The sequence below is a fragment of the Type-C symbiont of Plautia stali genome, from assembly GCF_059730935.1.
In genome coordinates this window covers 1,860,791-1,882,342 of sequence record NZ_AP035923.1, presented here as the reverse complement: position 1 = coordinate 1,882,342, position 21,552 = coordinate 1,860,791, and the positions used below count along the sequence as shown (strand labels likewise).

The window sequence follows — 21,552 nt, the reverse complement described above, 5'->3', positions numbered from 1 at the left end:
CGACATCGGCTCGCCCTCAGCTGGCGGGCCTTTTCAGCATATGAAGGTAACGCGGTGAATATTCAGGCTCTTCTTTCCGATAAAGTCAGTCAGGCGATGGTGGCGGCAGGCGCACCGGCCGATTGCGAACCGCAGGTTCGTCAGTCTGCAAAAGTGCAGTTCGGCGATTACCAGGCGAACGGTATCATGGCCGTGGCGAAAAAGCTCGGTCAGGTGCCGCGCCAGCTGGCTGAGCAGGTAGTTCAGCATCTGGATCTGGCTGGCATCGCCAGCAAAGTCGACATCGCCGGTCCCGGCTTTATCAACATCTTCCTCGACCGCCAGTGGCTGGCACAGCAGGCCGCGCAGGCGCTGCAGCTGCCACGCCTGGGCGTCAGCGAAGTGACACCTCAGACTATCGTGATTGACTACTCGGCGCCCAACGTGGCGAAAGAGATGCACGTCGGTCACGTGCGATCCACCATCATCGGTGATGCCGCAGTGCGCACCCAGGAGTTTCTCGGTCATCACGTCATCCGCGCTAACCACGTCGGTGACTGGGGCACACAGTTTGGCATGCTGATCGCCTATCTGGAGAAGCAGCAGAACGAGCACCATGAAGATATCGCGCTGGCTGACCTTGAAGCCTTCTACCGCGAAGCGAAACGCACCTATGACGAAGACGAAGCCTTCGCCGAGCGCGCCCGCGGCTACGTGGTGAAACTGCAGGGTGGCGACGAATATTGCCGCGCCATGTGGAAAAAGCTGGTGGATATCACCATGAGTCAGAACCAGCAGGTGTATGACCGCCTCAACGTTACCCTGACGCGTAAGGATGTGATGGGTGAAAGCCTGTATAACGACATGCTGCCGGGCATCGTCGCCGATCTGCGCGAAAAAGGGCTGGCAGTGACCAGCGAAGGCGCCACCGTGGTCTTCCTTGATGAGTTCAAAAACAAGGAAGGTGAACCGATGGGCGTGATCATCCAGAAGAAGGATGGCGGCTATCTCTACACCACCACCGATATCGCCTGCGCCAAATATCGCTACGAAACGCTGCATGCCGATCGCGTGCTGTACTACATCGATTCCCGCCAGCATCAGCATCTGCAGCAGGCGTGGACCATCGTGCGCAAAGCGGGCTATGTGCCGGAGTCAGTGCCGCTGGAGCACCATGCGTTCGGCATGATGCTGGGCAAAGATGGCCGTCCGTTCAAGACGCGCAGCGGTGGCACCATCAAACTCTCCGATCTGCTGGATGAAGCCGTTGAGCGCGCCCATGCGCTGGTCAGCGAGAAGAATCCGGAGATGAGCGCGGCAGAGCTGAAAGAGCTGGCGGAAGTGGTCGGCATCGGCGCGGTGAAATACGCCGACCTGTCGAAAAGCCGCACCACCGATTACATCTTCGACTGGGACAACATGCTGGCGTTTGAAGGCAACACCGCGCCGTACATGCAGTATGCCTACACGCGTGTGCTCTCAGTATTCCGTAAAGCGGGCATTGAGGTAGACAGCCTGCACGGTGATATCATCCTGACTGACGAGCGCGAAGCGCTGCTGGCGACCCGTCTGCTGCAGTTTGAAGAGACCATCACCCAGGTCGCGCGCGACGGCACGCCGCACGTGATGTGTGCTTATCTGTACGATCTGGCCGGTCTGTTCTCGGGCTTCTATGAGCACTGCCCGATTCTCTCCGCTGAAGAGGAAAACGTTCGCAACAGCCGTCTGCAACTGGCGGCGCTGACGGCGAAAACCCTGAAGCAGGGGCTGGATACGCTGGGCATCAAAACCGTCGAGCGAATGTAAGCCTAAAAAAACCCGCTGCGGCGGGTTTTTTATTGGCTATTGGCTATCTGCTATTGGTAATTGACCATCACTTCACTGCTCACCACCCGCAGGCCGGGCGGCAACGCGCCCTGCCCCTGAAATCCGAAAGCCAGATGCAGCGTTTCATCGGCTGCCACGTTGGCGAGGCCGCGTGTGCTGCCGCTGGCGCCGTCCAGCTCCACGCAGCGCTGGCTGGCGCACAGCCGCACCACCAGACCGGATGGCGCCGGGCGGCTCAGCGTGTAGCGCCAGTTCACCAGCGAAATAGTCCCTGCAGCCGCCGAGGGCGCTTTAAGCGCCGGCGACAGCAGCCAGTTGCCGCGCACGCCAAGGCTCGGGCCGCTGGCGCTGGCCTGCCACGCACCGCTGGCGGCTTTGCCCGTTAGCGGCAGCGCCAGCAGCGCTGCCAGCAGCCATGAGAGCATCACGCCTCGCATTATTTGCCGCCTATGGTAGCAGTCATGCGGATCTGCCGGTTATCGGTCAGTTCCATATTGGACAGCACCACCAGCTGCGGCAGGTTACGGCGCAGGAAGCGCGCCAGCAGCGCCCGCAGCGGATGATTAACCAGCAGCACCGGCGGCGCACCGGTCATCTCCTGCTGCTGCAGCGCGGCCTGCGCCTGCATCAGCAGTCGATCGGCAAGACCCGGTTCCAGACCGCCACCGCCCTGCAGCGCCTGCAGCAGCAGACGCTCCAGTGTGGCATCCAGTCCAATCACCTGCACTTCGCCGTTGCCCGGGAACCACTGCTGGGTAATCGCGCGGCCCAGCGCGACGCGTACCACGCTGGTCAGTTCCTGCGGATCGTTCTGCACCGGCGCATGTTCGGCCAGCGTTTCGATAATGGTGCGCATGTCGCGAATCGAAACGCGTTCGGTCAGCAGATTTTGCAACACTTTATGCAGCGTGGTCAGGGTAATCACGCCCGGCACCAGATCTTCCGTCAGCTTTGGCATCTCCTGGGTGACGCGGTCCAGCAGCTGCTGCGCTTCCTGACGCCCAAACAGCTCGCTGGCGTACTGGCCGATCAGGTGATTAAGGTGAGTAGCCACCACGGTACTGGCTTCCACTACGGTGTAGCCCTGAATCTGTGCCTGCTCTTTCAGCGCGCTGTCGATCCAGATGGCCGCGAGGCCAAACGCCGGGTCAACCGTCGCTTCACCCGGCAGCGTGCCCGCCGCCGTGCCCGGGTTGATCGCCATCCAGCGTCCCGGATAAGCATCGCCGCTGCCAATCTCCACGCCCTTCATCAGGATGCGATAGCGCGCCGGCGGCAGCTCCATGTTGTCACGAATGTGCACCACCGGTGGCAGGAAGCCAACCTCCTGCGCCACCTTTTTACGGATACTGCGGATACGCCCGAGCAGCTCGCCGTTTTGCAAATGATCGACCATCGGAATCAGGCGATAGCCCACTTCCATGCCGAGCGAATCTTCCAGCTGGACGTCGGTCCACGAGGCTTCGACCGTGGCCGGCGTCTCCTGCGTTTTCACCACGCTGGAGGCTTCACTTTGCTTCTTCGGCTGCATTTCGCGGCCGCGCAGCCACCAGGCCAGGCCGAGCAGCGCCGCGGTGAACAGCAGGAACACAAAGTTCGGCATGCCGGGCACCAGGCCCAGCAGGCCAATCACGCCGGCACTCAGCATCAGCACGCGCGGATTGTTAAACAGCTGGCCCACCATCTGTTCGCCGACGTCCTGATCGGTGCTGACGCGGGTAACGATGACACCGGCAGCGGTCGAGATCACCAGCGCCGGAATCTGCGCCACCAGGCCGTCACCGATGGTCAGCAGCGTATAGGTTTCCCCGGCGTGGCCGAGATCCATACCGTGCTGCACCACGCCCACCAGCAGGCCGCCGATCACGTTAATCACCATGATCAGGATGCCGGCGATGGCGTCGCCGCGCACAAACTTACTGGCACCATCCATTGAGCCGTAGAAATCTGCTTCCTGGGTCACCTCGGTGCGCCGGCGTTTGGCTTCGTCTTCACCAATCAGGCCGGCGTTCAAATCGGCATCGATCGCCATCTGCTTGCCGGGCATACCATCCAGCACGAAACGCGCGCCCACTTCGGCGATACGTCCGGCACCTTTGGTGATGACCATGAAGTTGATGATTACGAGGATGATGAACACCACGATACCAATGGCGAAATTACCGCCCACGAGGAAGTGACCAAAGGCTTCAACCACGCGCCCGGCGGCATCAGCACCCGTATGCCCTTCCAGCAGGATGATACGCGTTGAGGCGACGTTCAGCGCCAGACGCAGCAGCGTTGAGAACAGCAAAATGGTCGGGAAGGCAGCGAATTCCAGCGTGCGCTGGGTGAACATCGCCACCAGCAGCACCATGATGGACAGCGCAATGTTGAAGGTAAACAGCAGGTCAAGGATGAACGCCGGCAGCGGCAATACCATCATTGACAGGATCAGCATGATCAGCACCGGACCAGCCAGCACCTGCCATTGCGTGTCTTTAAAATTGCCCGGTAAACGCAGCTTTTCGGCCAGATTAGCCATGGTTGGTGTTCTCTCCTGCAAAGTCCATCTCTGCCGGGACCGGCAGATGTTTTGGTTTGTTTGGAATCAGGCCGCCTTCACGCTTCCAGCGTCGCAGCTGCCAGACCCACGCCAGCACTTCTGCCACGGCGGCATAGAGCGCGCCGGGAATAAACTGGCCAATTTCCGTATGACGATAGAGCGCACGCGCCAGCGGCGGCGCTTCCAGAATCGGTACGCGGTGCTCTTTTGCGATTTCACGAATGCGCAGGGCAATGTCACCGGCGCCTTTGGCAATCACTTTCGGCGCGCTCATCTTGCCTTCCTGATACTGCAGCGCCACCGAGTAGTGCGTCGGGTTAGTCACGATGACGTCCGCCTTCGGTACGTCGGCCATCATGCGGCGGCGGGCGGCGGCACGCATCGCCTGGCGGATACGCCCTTTAACGTGCGGGTCGCCTTCGTTCTGCTTGTGTTCATCGCGAATTTCCTGGCGCGTCATGCGCAGCTTTTTGAAGTAGCTGTAGAGCTGCCAGAACACATCAAAGCCAACCATCGGGATCAGACCCAGCATCACCAGCGCGCAGCTGATGGCGGTCATCGACAGGCCATGCTGCAGCGCATTCACCGGCGATTCGCTCATCAGACGCAGCATCTCCTGCCAGTGACTCCACAGATACCAGCCAGCCACCAGCGCCACCAGCACCGCTTTGAGGATCGCCTTCACCAGTTCCGCCCACGTCTGACCGGAGAACATGCGCGCAATGCCCGGTAACGGGTTGAGCTTTTTGAAATCGAATTTGATGGATTTTCCGCTGATGTTGATTCCGCCCAGAATCATCGGCGCGGCGATGGCAACGATCACCAGCCCGGCCATCAGCGGCAGCAGCGCGATCACCGCCTGCATCACCAGGTTGCCGATGTGCGAGACGATAATTTTATCGTCGTTGACCATGCCGTGGTCAAAGCGGAAGCCGGTGGCCACCATGCTGGCCAGCCGTTGCGCCATATTGTGGCCGCCCAGCCAGATGATCAGCAGCCCGGCCAGCAGCATCAGTACCGAAGTCAGCTCGCGCGAACGCGGAATCTGCCCCTCCTGCCGTGCTTTCTCAAGTCGGTGGGGGGTGGGCGATTCTGTTTTGTCCTCGTTGCTTTCTTCAGCCACGACATACCTCAGCTGGCAGGAATTCTGAGCATAGGATGCCAAAACCCTTCGGGTCTAAAGCGCGGATTAAGCGAGAAAAAGATGGGTTTATTTAGCCATAAGTGAAATCAGGACCTGCGCTAACCTGGTGCGGGCCAATCACCAGCGAACGGTTACGCGACCTTTGCTGCGTAATACGGTTAAGTGGTGGAGCAAGCAAAAGCCGTGCCGGACTGGCTGGGTTAAAGACGTGGCTGCGCCCGGAAATTCCGAAAATCATAAAATTGTTTCGCCGCGCAATCTTTTTTTATCTGAAAAAATAGATAAATCTTATTTACCAATTCCCCTAAGCACCATCAGGGGGCAAATGTCGCGCCGCACACCAGCCGCGCTTGCTTACGCAAATAAATTAATGCAGCTTATCTATCGTCCCCGCCAGAACGATCGCGGCGTGCCGTTAAGGCGTTTTTTCGCCCGGTAGCACGGGATTTGCCGCGGTGCAATGGTTTGAATTCTCAAAAGTCTTAGGTAGACTTAAGTCAGCACTATCTTTCTGTAATTTGACTGTTTTTTAGTGGCCTTCTCACTGCATAATCTGCCCGCCCGCTAAGTGCGTGCCGGATACAACTCTGCAGCGATACTGATGAAAATTTGAGGATCATGGTGAATAAGAGTCTCTTGCTAACGCTGCTGGCGGCTTTAACGCTGGCGGGATGTAAAGCGCCTCCACCGCCCGTGACGGATGACACCCTGGTCACCAGCGAAGTGAACGGCGTAAAACTGGTTCATCGTCATGCAGTGGCAGCACCCGGTGAATTTACCCCGGTGAATGAGAGCTTTCGCGCGCTGTATGCCGCCTCTGTGATGACCCTGCCGGATTACGGCGGCAAAGTGGTGCGTTATCTGGATAACGCCCAAACCTTTGAGGTGCTGGGTCGCGTCGAGCACAACTGGCTGGCGATTGCAGAAGAACCCAGCGGTCAGCTGATTGGCTACGTGCCCCCCAAAGCTGGCGTGGAGAGTAGCCGCTATGATGCCACGCTGCGCAGCGACCGGCCGCGTCCCCGTCGTACTAAACAGGTCTGCGTGGCCGTGGGCGGCGCCAGTAAAGCATGCCGCACCAATGATACCGCGACCTGGATCTTAGACTGATGATGCAATCCGGCGCATATTGCCCGCAGCACACCGCTGCTTTGCGGGCTAACCGTTCCGTTATTGCCAGGATAATTGAGATTTAATGACTCAGGACTCCCTTGCCCGCGATGGCATTGTCGCGGGCAACGATAACCTTTTGCTGAATGCCGCAGCCCCGATTCTGAATGCCGTCGTGCGTATACGGCAGGCGGCGACGCACGACGATCCCGCTGGCCTGCGTCAGCTGCTGATTGAAGAGATCCGCCAGTTCGAGCAACGCTGCAAGCAGGCGGGTTTGCCATTTGAGATGATCATCGGCGCACGCTACTGCCTGTGTAGCGTGCTGGACGAAGCGGCGGCGCAAACTCCCTGGGGCACGCGCGGCGTCTGGTCCGGCAACGGCATGCTGGTGACCTTTCATAACGAAAGCTGGGGCGGCGAAAAAGTGTTCCAGCTGCTGTCACGCGTGTCGCAAAGCCCGCAGCAGCATTTATGGCTGCTGGAAGTGATTCACTACTGCCTGCTGCTTGGCTACGAAGGGCGCTATCGCGGCAGCGACAGCGGACGCGCGCAGTGTGAAGGCATCCGTAAACGGCTGGCGCAGCTGATTGCGGAAACCCGCCCGGCACCACCACCGCGCGCGCCGCTGGTGGAAGTGCATCCGCTGGTCAGCACCCTGACGCGGCCGATGGTACCACTGTGGGCCTGCGTCACGCTGGCTACGCTGATTGCCTGTCTAATCTACAGCGGGCTCAACTGGCGGCTGGGCAATGCGGCCGAACCGCTGCTGCGCGCCATCTATCAAACCCCGCTGCCACAAATCATGCCGGGCCGCCGCCCCACCTCACCGCAGGCGCTGCTCGATCTGCATCAGCGTCTTAACGACGTGATTGCCGCAGGCCAGCTGGAAGTGAGCGACGGTGCCTTTGGCAGTAAAGTGATCATTCCTGCGGACAAGCTGTTTGCGCCGGACGGTACCGTAGTGAACCAGGTTGGCCGCGCGCTGCTGGCGCACGTGGCCAGCGCGATGAAGACGGTAAAAGGCACGGTGCTGGTATCGGTCTATACCGATAATCGTCCGGTGGATGGCCGTTTCGCCTCCAGCTATGAATTCTCCTTCGCCCGTGCCCGTGCCGTTACGCAACTGCTGAATACGCAGCTGGCGGACGGTCACAGCGTTAAAGCCGAAGGCCGCGGCGACAGCAATCCGCTCTTACCCAATGACAGCAATGAAAACCGCGCCCGCAATCGCCGGGTGGAGATCACCCTGTTTGCGGCACCGGAAACCCTCGGCAATCATCAGGGAGGCCAGTGATGCGCGCATCACTCCAACATCTGTTAACCCATCGCCTGCTGTGGGGCCTGATTGGCGTCACGGCGCTGAGCTGCGTGCTGTGGATGCTCGGTCCGCTGTGGAGCTGGGGCGATACCCGTCCACTGGAGCCGGTATTCCCGCGCCAGCTGGCGGTCGGTCTGCTCTATTTCTGCTGGGTGCTGTTCCAGTTTATTCCCGCCATCTGGCGCGGCTGGTTTAACAGCAAGCTGCTCAATCGCCTGCAGGAGATGAGCCACGAAGAAGCGTCCGATCGCCAGGCGACCGAGACGCTGCTGACCCAGCGCTTCAGTGAAGCAGCGCTGCGGCTGAAACGCACCCAGTTTGGTCGCCGGCATCAGAAAAGCTGGCTGGCGCGTTTTCAGAGTCACTATCTGTATCAGCTGCCGTGGTACGTGATGATAGGTGCGCCCGGCGCCGGTAAAACCACCGCGCTGCTGAATGCTGGCCTGGAGTTTCCGTTAACTGACAGCCTCGGCAAAGAGGCGGTACGCGGTGTCGGCGGCACGCGTCACTGCGACTGGTGGTTCACCGACAGCGCCGTCTTAATCGACACCGCGGGCCGTTACGCACTGCAGGAGAGCCAGCGCGCGCGCGACGGCGCCGAGTGGCATAACTTCATTAAATTGCTAAAGCGCTACCGCACGCGCCAGCCGATCAACGGCGTGATCATGACCATCAGCGTGGCCGACCTGCTGACCGATTCCGCTGAGGCACGTCACGCCCAGGCCAGCGCGCTGCGCAGCCGCATGGTCGAGCTGCATCAGCAAACCGGCATTCACTTCCCGGTGTATGTGATGGTCACCAAAACCGACCTGCTGAAAGGGTTTATGAGCTTTTACGGCAACCTGAGTAAACCGCAGCGCGATGCCATCTGGGGCTTCACCTTCCCGTGGGAACCGGGCAAGCCGCATAAAGATGACTGGCACCGCAGCTTTAGCGAGCGCTTTCAGCAGCTGGAGCAGCGTCTGCAGCAGCAGCTGGCTGACGTGATGGCCGGCGAGCGCGATCTCACCCAGCGCGCCGACAGCTTCCTGTTCCCGCAGGAATTCAGTTCGCTGCGTCCATTACTCAACGAATATCTCGACGTGGTGTTTTCCCGCCATCAGGATGAGATTGCCTGGTCGGCGCGCGGCCTGTTCTTCACCAGCGGTACCCAGGAAGGCCTGCCGTTTGACCGCATCATGGGCGAACTCAACCGCAAGCTACAGCTGCCACACACCGGCGAGTCGAGCCTTGCCGCATGGGACAGCGTTAACCGCAGCAATCCGATTCCGGGTACCAAAGGCCAGAGCTTCTTTATTCGCGACCTGTTAAGCGACCTGGTGTTCCGCGAAAGCGGCCTCGCCGGCAGCAACCGTCACTGGGAGTATCGTAACCGGCTGCTGCACTGGATCGGTTACGGCGCGCTCACCGGCGCGCTGGTGCTGCTCTCCGGTTTGTGGCTCACCAGCTACGTGCAGAATCAGCGTTATCTCGATCAGGTCGCGGCGCGTATCGGGCCGATTACCGCGCAAAGTCAGCAGGTTATTCATCAGCCAGCCGATAATATTTTTGATCTGCTACCCTTCTTAAATAACCTGGTGAAACTGCCGCTGTCGGCGCATTTTTCTCTCGACAATCCACCGCTTACCATGCGCGCTGGACTGTATCGCGGTAACCAGGTGAGCGATGCCGCATGGGTGCTTTATCAAAATGCGCTTAAGTCTTTACTGCTGCCGCGCGTGGCCCAGCAAATTACCAACCTGCTGCGTGACGATCCCGGCACCGACAATGACTACAGCCGCAATGCGCTGCGCGCTTATCAGATGCTGTATCAGCCGCGTAACTATGACGGCGAATTTCTGCGCGGCTGGCTGATGCAAAATCTGCAGCGCACGCTGCCGGACAATGTCAGCGCGCGCGATCTGCAGCAGCTTGACTGGCACCTTAGCCAGCTGCTCGATCAGCAGATTCAGTCGTCGCCTTATGCGCGCGACAATGCGCTGATGATGCGTAAGCTTGCGGAAAATCTGAAAAATGCCGGTCAGAATGGCCGTATGCTGGCGGTTGCGCCACACACCGTATCGCAGCGATTGACCGGACACAGTGAGTAATGGTGAGGTAACCATGGCGAGTTACACCGCGCCGGGCTGGTATGGCAAATTACCGGCCACCGGTGATTTTCTGCGCCAGCGGCTCAGTGAAGCCACGGTGACGCCGTGGAGCCACTGGTTTCAACAAGGCTTAATCCACTGGCATCAGCAGGAAGAGGCCAGTACGCAACAGTTTTTACGCGCGCCGGTATGGAATTTTGTCCTGCCGCTATCGCCGCTGCGCCAGCAGGTGCAGCTGGGCTGTCTGCTGCCCTCGTGCGATCGCGTCGGCCGTGCGTGGCCGCTGCTGGCGCTGCACAGCATCCCGCTCAGCGCGTGGCATGCTTCACAGCTGGCGATCTCCGGCGACTGGTATCAGGAACTCGGCGCGCTGCTGTGGCAGGCGGTGCGCGATCGCCACAGCCCGGACGCGCTGGAGACGCAGATTCAGCAGCTGGCTCCACTGCTGCTGCCGGATAAGCAGCGCAGCGACATCATGGATGTGATTGGTTTTGACGATTTGCCCTGCACCCTGAGCTGGCGTGAAGTGGCCGACCGTTTTGATCCCCAACAGCACATTAGCTACTGGTGGAGTAATCGCAGTGACGGCTTTGCCCACGCCACGCATAAACACAGTGGCCCGCTCACCGCGCAACTTTTTTCGTTATTGTTTAACCCGGCGGCGGGTGCCCAGCCGGGACGTAATGGCCTCTATCCACCGATGTTTGAGTAGGCCAGTGCGCTTGCCTTGTTAACGGGATGACTCATGCAATTTACCATTGTGCAGTGCAATACGGATGTGCCCGCCAAAACCGTCGCGTTTAGCCCGCCTGGCGGGACCATTGGCCGCAGCCAGGATAACGATCTGGTGCTGCCCGACGAATCGCGCGCTATCTCGCGCCTGCAGGCGCTGGTGCACCTGTCGCCAGACGGCGAGTGCCGCCTGACCAACCAGGGCAGCGTCACTTCGGTGGTGCTGAACGGCGTGGCGCTACAACGCGGCTCGCAGGTGCGGCTGCGCCACGGCGATACGCTGCAGATTGGCGAATATGGCCTGGAAGTGCGCGACCCGGCGTGTCAGAACGCACCGCAGGATGATCCGCTGGCGTTTTTTGCTGACAGCGCCGCCGATCCGCTGGGTATGCAGCAGGACGAAAACGTGCCGGAACCGGAAGTCCTGCCGCAGAGCGACAGTCCGCGTCACGAACGCCGCCCGGACGCGCGCCTGGCGATCGATCCGCAAAGCGATGCGCCCGTAGTGCCAGCCGTGCTGCCGGGCGCCGATCAGGACAAACTGATCGCCGCGCTGCTGGAAGGCATGGGCCTGAATAATGGTCACCAGACGCCGATCACCGAAGAGCAGATGCGCGTCACCGGCCGTATGCTCAGCCTGTTTTCGCAGGGTACGGTTGCCCTGCTCTCTTCGCGCTCCATCCTCAAGCGCGGCGTGAAAGCCGACATGACGATGATCCTTAACGAAGCCAATAACCCGTTTAAAATTCTGCCTTCCGGCAAAACCGTGCTGATGCAGATGTACCAGAGCCAGATGCCTGGCTTTATGCCACCGGAAGCAGCGGTGCGCGATGCGCTGGTGGATTTACAGGCGCATCAGCTGGGGATGATTGCCGGCATTCGCGCCATCATTGCCGCGATGCTGCAGTCGTTTAATCCGCAGCGTCTGGAAGAGGAAGCGCGCAAAGACGGCGTGCTGCCTAAGATGCCGTTCAGCGGCGGACGTAAAGCGGCGCTGTGGGACTATTTTCTCCGTCACTATCAGCGCACCGCGGGCGAAATTGAAGATGACTTCCACACCCTGTTTGGTGAAGCCTTTCTGCATGCCTACGACATGGAAGTAAATCAGTACAAAGATTCCCAGACGCGGACCGAAGACGCATGAAGATGAAGTTTGCCAGCCGCTGCCAGCAGGGTATGCGTGACGAAAACCAGGATCGCACCGGTGCCGAAGTCGATGAACAGAAAGCCTGTTTTCTGGTGTGCGACGGCGTGGCTGGTCTGCCCGGCGGCGATTATGCCGCCCAGCTGGTGCGCGATACCCTGCTGACGCAGCTGCAGCAAAGCGACACGTTCACGCCGGAGAGTACGCGCGCGGCGATTGAAAAGTGTCAGCAAACGCTGGTCAGCGCCCAGGGGAACAATCCGAATTTTTCGCGCATGAGCACCACCCTTGCCGCCCTGTTTATTGACCGCACAACGCAGCGCGCATGGTGGGCGCACGCCGGTGATAGCCGGGTTTATCACTTCCGCCACGGGGTGCTGCATCAGGTGACGCGTGACCACAGTCTGGCGCAGCAGCTGCGCGAAGCCGGCTATGAAAATACCGGCATTAACAGTAATTTACTTTATAATGCGCTGGGTATTGAGCCGGCCCGACCGGCCACCTTCAGCGAGGTGATTGAGCTGACCGATGGTGACGCATTTCTGGTTTGTACCGACGGTTTCTGGCTCAACCTCACCACCGACGAAATGGAACAGGCACTGCGCATGGTAAACGCCTGCGAAGAGTGGCTGGCATTGATGGAACAGGCCGTAAACCGCAGTGTTAAAAGCGACAATCTCAGCGCTCTGGCAATCTGGATTGGCGAACCGCAGGACGCGACGCTGCTTTATTCCCAGGCTGATGCGGCACGTTTTCTGCCGTCACGTTATTGATTGCAAGGATCATTATGAAACTGTGGTTGCCGGGCGTTGCCGCCCTGTTACTGGCCCTGAATGCGCAGGCGGAAGATTACCGGGTGGTCTACTCGCCCAGCCTGTCGCTGGAAGTCTATATCGATAACGTTGCCAGTAATGCGCCCGACGACTGGTGTAAAGAGACGCTGCCGCTGCGTATCGTGTCCGGCAAAAGCAGCGACACCAGCATTCTTACCAGCTTCCTGCCGCGCGTCGGCACGCTGCTGGCGAATCAGTGCGGCCTGCTGGATGAGATCCCCTGGCAGATGACCAGCAAAGAGGGCAGCGTGCTGGCTAACGGCAGCGCGGCAAAACTACAGAACTGGCGGCCGATCATCCTCAACGACGCGACCGCCAGCGCCAGCGCAAATACCGCGGCGCCGCTGGATTTATCGCGTCCGGCCGACAGCACGCCGCTGCAGCACTTCGCCCTGCCCGGCGGCTGCCATTTCCGTACCTGGTGGGATGAAAACGGCGGTTCGCTGTTTATCCCTGAGAACCCGCAGCAGCATTGCTCAACCGAGGGCTGGCTGGAAGGTCCGGCGGCGATGACGCTGCTGAGTGACGGCAAAACGCGCAGCCAGACGGTAACCTTCCTGCAGGGTTATCCCATCGCCGATCTTACGCTGACCCGCACGCCGCTGGAGGTGGTAGCGGTGAACAAACAGCGCATGATTGTCACGCGGCCCGATGCCAGTGATAGCTGGCTGGTGCTGCCGTTTGATGCTCAGCAGCACGTCTGGCGTTTCAGCGGCACGCTGCTGATTAAAATGGATAAAAACACCGGCACGGATAGCGAAGCGGTGAAATCGCGGGTTGATAGCTTACGCGGCATCTGGTCGCCGCAGTTTATGCCACAGCAAAAAGTGACTGTGTTACTGATTGACACCCTGCACGCCGATCTGGCCGATCCGGCAATTGGTGCCTGGCGTAACATTAATTAATTAGCGGTTGTTGCCCGCCGTCACCGGCGTGACGGGGCGCTACAGGACGTGTTCAGAGAGCTCACTATGTCGGCAAACGAAAATCATACCCCCAATGCCCTGCCTGCGGGCTACCGGTTTAACGAGTTTGAAATCAAGGAAGTGATCGGCGGCGGCGGCTTTGGCATTGTCTATCGCGCCTGGGATCATCAGCTGGAACGCACCATCGCCATCAAAGAGTACATGCCGGTGTCGCTGGCGGTACGCGGTGCGGATCTGGCGCTGGAACTGCGCGGCGAGCGCTTCCAGAAACTGTTTAATGCCGGACGCAACAGCTTTATTCAGGAGGCACGGCTGCTGGCGCGTTTCAATCATCCCGGTCTGCTGCACGTCCTGCGCTTCTGGGAAGAGAACGGCACGGCTTACATGGGCACGCTCTATTACAGCGGCATGACGCTGAAAGAGTGGCAGCTCACCAGCCCGGACAGCATTGACGAAGCGTGGATTCGCCGTCTGTTACCGCCGCTGTTTGGTGCCATCAACACCATTCACACCGCCGGTTACCTGCATCGTGATATTTCGCTCGATAACATTCAGATTCAGGAAAATCAGCTGCCGGTGCTGCTCGACTTTGGCTCGGCGCGCAAAGAGATTGGCAACCTGTCGGATGAAACCGAGATCATGCTCAAGCCGGGCTTCGCGCCAATTGAGCAGTACAGCGAAGAGGGAGAAGTCGAACAGGGACCCTGGACCGATATCTACGCGCTGGGCGCGGTGCTGCATACGCTGATCACCGGCCACGCGCCGCCGGTCAGCGTGGTGCGCTGCATTGAAGATAACTACCAGCCGCTGGTGGAGCGCAAGCCTGAGGGGTATTCGCTGCCGCTGCTGCACGCGATCGACTGCGCGCTGGCGATGAAGCCGGAAGACCGGCCACAGAGTATTGATGCTTTTGCCCGGCTGATCGATCTGCCGGTGAGCGATGTCGAAGCGCTGGTGACGACCTTCCCGGTGGAGAGCCAGTCCGCGCCCGAGTCGGTAGCGGCCGTGCCGGAACCGCAGGTAATGGCGGTTAATCATGCTGCCGCCGCGATTGAACCGGTGACGCCACGCAATGTGCGCCGTCTGTCGCCCGCCCTGCTCGCTGCCGCTGCCGTGGCGTTGCTTGCCGTGATGGTCGTAGTGTGGAAAGCCAATCGCCCGAGCGACGCACCGCCGGTGGCGGCCAGCAGCGCCCCGGCAGCGACCCCATCAGCGGGCAGCGCGCCCGCCAGCAGCGCGCCAACCATGGCGACGGTTTACCTGCAGTTGCAGGCAGGGGAAAATATCGTGCTGAACGGCGAAGCGAAGGATGTGAAACCCGCCAGCAGCGGTTTCGCCTCGCTGAATCTGGCGGCAGGCAGCTATCGTATTGAAGTGCATCACGGCAGCCAGGTGCGCAGCCAGATGCTGACGATTAACCAGCCGGGCACCTGGCTGATTAATCCGGGTAATTGAGGTTAGCCGCGCGCGGCGCTCTGCTGCAGCGCGCGCACTTCGGCCGCAAGGCGCGTTAACGCCTCTTCCTGCATGCCGCGTTTGCCCAGCTCCTGTTCCAGCGAGAACAGATACTGCGCGTTGCTGCCGAGCGGGCCGCTGGCCTGAGCGATCAGCGGAGCAATGGTGCTGCGGCAGGAGTCGGCTTCATACAGCGGATGACGCGGATCCATGATAAACACCAGCGCCGTAACCGTGCGGCCATCCTCCAGCGTCAGTTCACACCAGGTGGGCAGATAGCAGCCGGTGATCATTTCCCGTTTCCACAGTAGCTCAAGCTCTTCATGCAGGCGCGCTTCCGGCAGGCGAAACGCCAGACCGCTGGTAGAACCGCCCTCTTTCAGCGCCAGCATCCGTCCCGGTGCGGCAACGGTGCCGCGTCCGGCGGTCAGCCGCAGGCAAAAAGCACGGTGCCAGCCCTCAAGCCGTCCGGTCGCCACCTCTTCCGCTTCAAAGACCGGGTTCCACATCAGGGAACCGTAGCCGAAGATCCACACCGGGCTTTGATCGGGACGACAGGCAAGCGTGGCGCAGAGCGACGCGGCGCGCTTTTCACAGCTCCACAGCAGCGCTTCGTCAATATCACCAAATGAAGTTTTGCAATCCGCTTTTAGTAAGAATTCCCGGGTTAACACTGCGATCTCCTCTACTGCGCTGACCTTCCTGTCGTTATGGCTCCCTGAATCTGCGATTTTACAGGCGGCGCCCGCGGCGTCGACTTAAGACAAGACAGTAATGCATTTGCCATAAACGTTTCAAGATTGACCCCGATCACAAAGGGGAAATTATCTGTAAATAGCATCGGCTGCCTGGCAGGATTCTTGAACGAAGCGCGGAGAAGTGTGAAGCGGGCCGCAGTGGCCCGCGCGGGAGCTAGTGTTTAGGATGCCACTTGTCGTCCTCGCCTTTGGCGTACTCTTTTTTGACCGCCGCCCAGGCGACTTTGTGTGCCACCTGCTCGCGCGATTCATCACCGCGACGATCATCTTCATCTTTATACTGATCCCAGGCGCTGTTAAACGCCTTTTGGTAGATGGTTTGCGCATGGCCCGGCAGCACGTGGCGCACGCTGTCCGGCAGTTCCCGGTTCGATGAATAAGGCATAGTTCCTCCTGTTTCAGGTTCCCTGTATAAGTCTGGAAGAGAACGGCAAAAACGCAAACCTGCTATTTCATACTTCTGCCAGCAAAAAAGGCGGGTAGTGAGGATAAGGCCAGATGATTCAGTTCTGTTCTTCCTCCTTTCACGCAGGATAGATGAGAAACACGCACTATTAACCTGCTGATGAAAAGGGCTAATTTGCTGATTAACGCGAATTTCTCTTCGTTCAGAGAAAAATGACAAAAAGTAAAAACGCGTAAAAAATCTGCGTGAGCAGTGGTGAAAAGTTACACTGCGCTTCGTCAGATGAGTCACTATATTTATCAGGCAGCAATTGCCTGTTTTTGTTCTTTTTGCCGAAGAGGATGGCGCATGGCTGGACATGAGAAGACCCGACACAGCGAGTATTCGCTGATTTTCCCGATTCTGGCGCTGGCGGTGCTGAGCTTTTTTGGCGGCCAGACAGCGCTTCTGCCGGTAATCGGCATCAATCTGCTGGCGCTGGTAGCGATTTTAAGCAGCGCCTTCAGCGTAGTACGTCACGCCGACGTTCTGGCGCACCGGTTAGGTGAACCCTACGGCTCGCTGATCCTCAGCCTGTCCGTGGTAATTCTGGAAGTGAGCCTGATTTCGGCGCTGATGGCGACCGGCGATGCAGCGCCCGCGCTGATGCGCGATACGCTCTACTCCATCATCATGATCGTTACCGCCGGACTGGTGGGCTGTGCCCTGCTGCTTGGCGGGCGTAAATTTGCCACCCAGTACGTTAACCTGGCCGGCGTGAAGCAGTACATGATCGCCATTTTCCCGCTGGCGATTCTGGTGCTGGTGTTTCCCAATGCCCTGCCCGGCGGCAATTTCACTACCGCGCAGGCGCTGATCATTGCGGCGATCTCTGCGGCGATGTACGGCGTGTTCCTGCTGATTCAGACCAAAACCCACCAGAGCCTGTTTGTTTACGAGCATGAAGACGAGAGCGATGATGGCGACCCGCACCACGGTAAGCCTTCCGCGCACAGCTCGCTGTGGCACACCGCGTGGCTGATTGTGCATCTGATTGCGGTGATCAGCGTGACCAAGATGAACGCCAACTCGCTGGAAATGCTGCTCACTGAAATGAACGCACCGGAGCAGTTTACCGGCTTCCTCGTCGCGCTGCTGATTCTGTCGCCGGAAGGTCTGGGTGCAATCAAGGCGGTGCTGATGAATCAGGTGCAGCGCGCGATGAACCTGTTTTTCGGTTCGGTGCTGGCCACCATTTCATTGACGGTACCGACGGTGACCATTATCGCCACCCTGACCGGTCAGCAATTGATTTTCGGCCTTGAGCCGCCGCATATGGTGGTGATGAGCGCGGTGCTGATTTTGTGCCACATCTCGTTCTCCACTGGCCGCACCAACGTGCTCAACGGCGCAGCGCATCTGGCCCTGTTTGCCGGCTATCTGCTGACGATTATGCTGTGACGCTGAAGTGAGTATACGGGTGATACGGTCGCCATAAATGGCGACCCTACAGCGCAGGGTACGCATTCATGCGCATCAGGTGCATCGGTCGTCATGAACGGCGACCGTACAACGCAGGGTGCGCATTCATGCGCATCAGGTGAATCGGTCTTCAGGAACGGCGACCGTACAATGTAGGGTGCGCATTTATGCGCACCTGGATAGAGATATCTTTACGGCTTAATAACAGCCGTTAGCACATCTGGCCCTGCCAGCTATTTGCTAAAAATTAAGCCTTGAATCGAATAGTTTATTGCAAATTTTCTTTTTACCCGAAGAATTTAAAATGTTCACTGCATGCAATCTGGCTGCCAGTCATTATTTATGATTCCCTGTAAATAATCCATACGTCAATTGATTTACATTCCTTTCAGCCCAGACACCGTATCAAAGTGCTGCTTGTACATTAAAACCTTACCGCTTAGCGATGGACGCTATCAGCTTTAATGTCAACCATGAGAGAAAAGCAGATAATAAAATAGTTGCGATAATCAACGCATCAATGGTCGATAAAAAAACATGAAAAGGGTTCACTAATTTACCTGACAGCATATACGATGATTCGGAAAGGAACCTGAACATAATCTCAGGAATAATAATTGCGTAGCCTAGCGTTAAGACAATTAGTAATAGTATCCGTTTCATTTCATGTATGCTCCTTGCAACAAGATGTGATGAGTATATAATCGTTTCTTAAGGATTTCTACAGTAAGGGATGATTAACCATGTCGTATCTGAAATTGAAGCTTCAGACCGATCGTACCATTGCACTCAATTTTGAAAAAGCACTGGCGCAACTGCGTGAAGAAACGCGAACCGCCAGTATCACGGTTGCCTCGGGCATTGAAAGAGCTAGCTGATATGGTTCCTGCGTTTTTGATGATTACAAAGATGTGTGTAAACGACTGAGAAGTGAAGATGTTCGTATGTTTTCAGCTCTGCCACAGGTTTTTTCACGACACGATGTCATCCTTGATATGGTTGAAATCTACTTTAGAAAAAAACTTGCGCGTCTCAGTGAACATAATGTTCAAAATCTGGTGCGCCAACTTGCTGAAAAGGCGGCTAATTATACAAGCGGTAAAGCTTCAAAACTCACCATTTCATTTCTTATCGCGCGCATAGTTACCGAATCTAAAGTTTTTAAGAGTTCGCTGGTTGATGTGATTGACCGGACTTCGCTTTATAGTGTCACAGTTTTAAAATTTTATGGGAAAATACAAATCGCTGCAACAGCAGCTCAGCATTTAAAATTTGCGGATCCGGAATATTATTTCGATCTGTATCAACAGAAATTAGAAATGCTTTATTATCTCATAGAGCCTGAAATGTCTAAAATTATTTACTTAAAGAAATCCGGCTCAACAAATGATGAGCAAATACTGGCATTAGTAGAACGGTTACTGACAAAATGAAACGAATCTTTTCCTGGTTCTATGCATGGTTAAGTCAGTCTATTTTTTCACTAATACCGGTGATTGCGGCGGTAGCAGGTGGAATACTTTTGACAGCGCTTTTCCCTCATTATGGGCTGTTATTGACTCTACTGTGGGTCATTGCCATGGGTGCTATTTACGTGAAATATTTTAGATGGTTTTGACGGTCAATTTCATTTGATACTTTATGTAATCCCTTCGTTGTTAAGCGCCTGCGACAGAATTTACCATTCGATTACAAAGGCACCCGCGGGTGCCTTTGCTGCTGCTATGACAAATCAGTTACTGGTATCCAGCTCCGGGAAGCTTTTAACCAGATCGTCAATCGCTTTCATCTGCGCCAGGAACGGTTCCAGCTTATCGAGCGGCAGCGCGGACGGGCCGTCGCATTTGGCGCTGTTCGGTTCCGGGTGTGCTTCGATGAACAGACCGGCGATGCCTACCGCCATGCCCGCACGCGCCAGTTCGGCAACCTGCGCACGACGACCACCGGAAGCCGCGCCAAACGGATCGCGCGTCTGCAGCGCATGGGTAACGTCAAAAATCACCGGGCTGTTGTTAGTGACTTTCTTCATTACGTTGAAACCGAGCATATCAACCACCAGGTTGTCATACCCGAAGTTGCTGCCACGATCGCACAGAATCACCTTGTCGTTGCCGCCTTCGGCAAACTTATCGACGATATTGCCCATCTGGCCCGGGCTGACGAACTGCGGCTTCTTCACGTTGATCACGGCACCGGTTTTCGCCATCGCTTCCACCAGGTCGGTCTGACGCGCCAGGAAGGCCGGCAGCTGAATCACATCCACCACGTCAGCAACCGGCTGCGCCTGCCAGCTTTCGTGCACGTCAGTGATAATTTTCACGCCGAACGCCTGCTTCAGCGCCTGGAAAATTTTCATGCCTTCGTCGAGGCCAGGGCCACGGTAAGACTTGATGGAAGAGCGGTTGGCTTTGTCAAAAGAGGCTTTGAACACATACGGAATGCCGAGCTTGTCGGTTACCTTCACGTAATGTTCGCAGATGCGCATGGCGAGATCCTGGGATTCCAGCACGTTCATGCCGCCGAAGAGAACAAATGGCAGATCGTTTGCGACCTTGATATCGCCGATACTCACTACTTTCTGTGTCATGCCCTTTCCTTAAATGTCGGGGGACGCTTAGTGCAGCGTCACCTGTTTCTGTTCAATTGCGTGGATCTGCACTTTAATCATCTCGCTGACCGGGTCTTCAGGACACTGTTCAACGAAATAGGTCAAATCGGTCAGTGCGATATGCTCGCACTCCAGCTGGGCGTAAATCAAACCGCGGTCGCGAATCTCATAGGGATCGTCCGGGTCGATTTGCAACAGCACCTGGCTGACGTTGAGCGCCAGCTCCATCTGCTTCTCATCCATCAGCGCCGCTTTCAGCGTGTCGAGCATTTTGCGCATCACGCTGACGGTTTTCGCTTCGTCGAGATCGTCAGAATAGAGCTTTGCCGTCGGGCTGATGTTGCCCTTCAGCCACACTTCCAGCGTATGGGTGTCGAGCGTTTCACCGTTAAACGGATTGATCAGCCACATTTCACCGTCGAGCCAGTCGGCACGCAGAATAAGCTGCGTCGGGAAAATCACCGGCATCAGCGGCAGCTCTAGCTCATCCGCAATGTGCAGCAGAATCACGCCGAGTGATACCGCCGTCCCCTGCCGGCTCTTCAGCACTTTATCGATCCACAGCGCGTCTGACAGATTGTAGACGCCGCTGGCACCGCCAAAGCCCCACTGCTGGTAAAACAGATCGAGCAGCTTCTCCAGCTGCAGATCCGCATCCTGTTCGCTACTGACATAGCGCCGCGCCTCTTCAACCAGGTCAGCCAGCTGCTGCTGGACGGAAGGCGCGGAAAAATCATTGCGTATGGCGCAGGTCGCGCCAATCACCGCTTCACTTAACGGTGTTTCACTGTAATCAAGTTGCACTGGCGAGGTCATACTATCCCCAATAACGGCATTTTGGTCATCGCCAGTTTAATCACCAGTAATAATGCGACCACGGCGACTAAACAGGCGACCCAGCGGGTCGCCATGCTGCGCGGGCGACGACTCAATGCCACGGAACCTAAGGCGATGTAGATGATAACCGCTAACAGCTTCTCCGTCAGCCAGCTTCCTTGTGGGGTAAACGGATAAAAGTGGGTAATAAGCACCAGCAGTGCACCGCTGAGCAGCAGGAATGTATCGTTGATATGCGGCGCAATGCGCACCCAGCGGCGCTGCAGCAGGGCAGATCCGGTGGTCAGCCAGTAAAAACGCAGCAGAAACAGTGTGATGGTGATCGCGACCGTCAGCAGATGGAAATTTTTAATCAGCGGATACCAGCTGGCCATAG

The 21,552-nt window shown here is 57.6% G+C and carries 21 protein-coding genes; 13 read left to right on the top strand and 8 right to left on the bottom strand.

Translation table 11 applies throughout. From position 1 onward, the window contains the following. The first annotated feature begins 54 nt into the window (after window positions 1-54). Entirely contained in the window at window positions 55-1,785 is a 1,731-nt protein-coding gene (argS, locus tag AC6I7J_RS08775) for an arginine--tRNA ligase (protein WP_498007169.1), read from the top strand. Between the two features lie 50 nt (window positions 1,786-1,835). On the opposite strand, the gene flhE is transcribed toward argS, so the two are convergent. From flhE to flhB, 3 genes are read right to left on the bottom strand one after another with little or no spacing between them, the layout of a single operon-like run. After that, on the bottom strand, window positions 1,836-2,231 hold the full coding sequence (gene flhE, locus AC6I7J_RS08770) for a flagellar protein FlhE (RefSeq protein WP_262264729.1): 396 nt from the start codon (window positions 2,229-2,231) through the stop codon (window positions 1,836-1,838). Window positions 2,232-2,242: 11 nt separating this feature from the next. Then, a complete protein-coding gene (flhA, locus tag AC6I7J_RS08765; RefSeq protein ID WP_021509954.1) occupies window positions 2,243-4,330 on the bottom strand; it encodes a flagellar biosynthesis protein FlhA in 2,088 nt (695 codons plus the stop codon). Further along, the gene (gene flhB, locus AC6I7J_RS08760; RefSeq protein WP_021509953.1) at window positions 4,323-5,474 is read right to left on the bottom strand and encodes a flagellar biosynthesis protein FlhB; all 1,152 of its coding nucleotides are present in this window, start codon (window positions 5,472-5,474) and stop codon (window positions 4,323-4,325) included. Before flhB ends, flhA begins: the two co-directional genes overlap by 8 nt. Before the next feature lie 163 nt (window positions 5,475-5,637). Here flhB and AC6I7J_RS08755 point away from each other — a divergent pair, with 163 nt between their 5' ends. The 9 genes from AC6I7J_RS08755 to AC6I7J_RS08715 all read left to right on the top strand — a co-directional run bounded on the left by AC6I7J_RS08755 (window position 5,638) and on the right by AC6I7J_RS08715 (window position 15,106). Continuing rightward, complete coding sequence (locus AC6I7J_RS08755) at window positions 5,638-5,934, top strand: hypothetical protein (RefSeq protein WP_498007168.1); 297 nt, start codon at window positions 5,638-5,640, stop codon at window positions 5,932-5,934. Window positions 5,935-6,113: 179 nt separating this feature from the next. Next, a complete protein-coding gene (locus AC6I7J_RS08750) occupies window positions 6,114-6,605 on the top strand; it encodes a hypothetical protein (RefSeq protein ID WP_021509952.1) in 492 nt (163 codons plus the stop codon). 85 nt (window positions 6,606-6,690) lie between these two features. After that, window positions 6,691-7,902, top strand: coding sequence for a type IVB secretion system protein IcmH/DotU (gene icmH, locus AC6I7J_RS08745; protein ID WP_058774571.1), 1,212 nt, complete (start codon window positions 6,691-6,693; stop codon window positions 7,900-7,902). Continuing rightward, window positions 7,902-10,016, top strand: a complete 2,115-nt coding sequence (gene tssM / locus AC6I7J_RS08740) for a type VI secretion system membrane subunit TssM (protein WP_021509950.1) — start codon at window positions 7,902-7,904, stop codon at window positions 10,014-10,016. Before icmH ends, tssM begins: the two co-directional genes overlap by 1 nt. A gap of 13 nt (window positions 10,017-10,029) precedes the next feature. Beyond that, window positions 10,030-10,728, top strand: a complete 699-nt coding sequence (tagF, locus tag AC6I7J_RS08735; protein WP_058771215.1) for a type VI secretion system-associated protein TagF — start codon at window positions 10,030-10,032, stop codon at window positions 10,726-10,728. Between the two features lie 33 nt (window positions 10,729-10,761). Continuing rightward, window positions 10,762-11,892, top strand: coding sequence for a type VI secretion system-associated FHA domain protein TagH (gene tagH, locus AC6I7J_RS08730; protein WP_125310408.1), 1,131 nt, complete (start codon window positions 10,762-10,764; stop codon window positions 11,890-11,892). Further along, window positions 11,889-12,665, top strand: coding sequence for a PP2C family protein-serine/threonine phosphatase (locus AC6I7J_RS08725; RefSeq protein WP_058771213.1), 777 nt, complete (start codon window positions 11,889-11,891; stop codon window positions 12,663-12,665). Before tagH ends, AC6I7J_RS08725 begins: the two co-directional genes overlap by 4 nt. A gap of 14 nt (window positions 12,666-12,679) precedes the next feature. Next, window positions 12,680-13,630, top strand: a complete 951-nt coding sequence (locus AC6I7J_RS08720; RefSeq protein ID WP_058757494.1) for a hypothetical protein — start codon at window positions 12,680-12,682, stop codon at window positions 13,628-13,630. A 66-nt stretch (window positions 13,631-13,696) separates the two neighbouring features. Beyond that, complete coding sequence (locus AC6I7J_RS08715) at window positions 13,697-15,106, top strand: serine/threonine protein kinase (protein WP_498007167.1); 1,410 nt, start codon at window positions 13,697-13,699, stop codon at window positions 15,104-15,106. Window positions 15,107-15,108: 2 nt separating this feature from the next. On the opposite strand, the gene AC6I7J_RS08710 is transcribed toward AC6I7J_RS08715, so the two are convergent. Next, complete coding sequence (locus tag AC6I7J_RS08710; RefSeq protein WP_021508695.1) at window positions 15,109-15,780, bottom strand: gamma-glutamylcyclotransferase; 672 nt, start codon at window positions 15,778-15,780, stop codon at window positions 15,109-15,111. A gap of 238 nt (window positions 15,781-16,018) precedes the next feature. After that, window positions 16,019-16,249 (bottom strand): putative cation transport regulator ChaB, encoded by a 231-nt coding sequence (gene chaB / locus AC6I7J_RS08705; protein ID WP_021313035.1) that lies wholly within the window; start codon window positions 16,247-16,249, stop codon window positions 16,019-16,021. Window positions 16,250-16,618: 369 nt separating this feature from the next. On the opposite strand from chaB, the gene chaA reads away from it, so the two are divergent. The 3 genes from chaA to AC6I7J_RS08690 all read left to right on the top strand — a co-directional run bounded on the left by chaA (window position 16,619) and on the right by AC6I7J_RS08690 (window position 19,164). Continuing rightward, window positions 16,619-17,710 (top strand): sodium-potassium/proton antiporter ChaA, encoded by a 1,092-nt coding sequence (gene chaA / locus AC6I7J_RS08700; protein WP_021508693.1) that lies wholly within the window; start codon window positions 16,619-16,621, stop codon window positions 17,708-17,710. Window positions 17,711-18,474: 764 nt separating this feature from the next. Next, entirely contained in the window at window positions 18,475-18,609 is a 135-nt protein-coding gene (locus AC6I7J_RS08695) for a hypothetical protein (protein ID WP_275044638.1), read from the top strand. A 66-nt stretch (window positions 18,610-18,675) separates the two neighbouring features. Continuing rightward, window positions 18,676-19,164: a hypothetical protein gene (locus tag AC6I7J_RS08690; RefSeq protein ID WP_498007166.1), complete on the top strand. Its 489-nt coding sequence runs from the start codon at window positions 18,676-18,678 to the stop codon at window positions 19,162-19,164. Window positions 19,165-19,463: 299 nt separating this feature from the next. Here the strand turns inward: AC6I7J_RS08690 and kdsA are convergent, their stop codons facing one another. Genes kdsA through AC6I7J_RS08675 form a run of 3 tightly spaced genes read right to left on the bottom strand, consistent with a single transcriptional unit; the run spans window position 19,464 to window position 21,550 of the window. Then, window positions 19,464-20,318 (bottom strand): 3-deoxy-8-phosphooctulonate synthase, encoded by an 855-nt coding sequence (gene kdsA / locus AC6I7J_RS08685; RefSeq protein WP_021509944.1) that lies wholly within the window; start codon window positions 20,316-20,318, stop codon window positions 19,464-19,466. Between the two features lie 27 nt (window positions 20,319-20,345). Beyond that, window positions 20,346-21,155, bottom strand: coding sequence for an invasion regulator SirB1 (gene sirB1, locus AC6I7J_RS08680; protein WP_021509943.1), 810 nt, complete (start codon window positions 21,153-21,155; stop codon window positions 20,346-20,348). Then, window positions 21,152-21,550 carry a SirB2 family protein gene (locus tag AC6I7J_RS08675; RefSeq protein ID WP_058757490.1) on the bottom strand — a complete coding sequence of 133 codons (399 nt, stop codon included), beginning with the start codon at window positions 21,548-21,550 and terminating at the stop codon, window positions 21,152-21,154. Before AC6I7J_RS08675 ends, sirB1 begins: the two co-directional genes overlap by 4 nt. Between the last annotated feature and the right edge of the window lie 2 nt (window positions 21,551-21,552).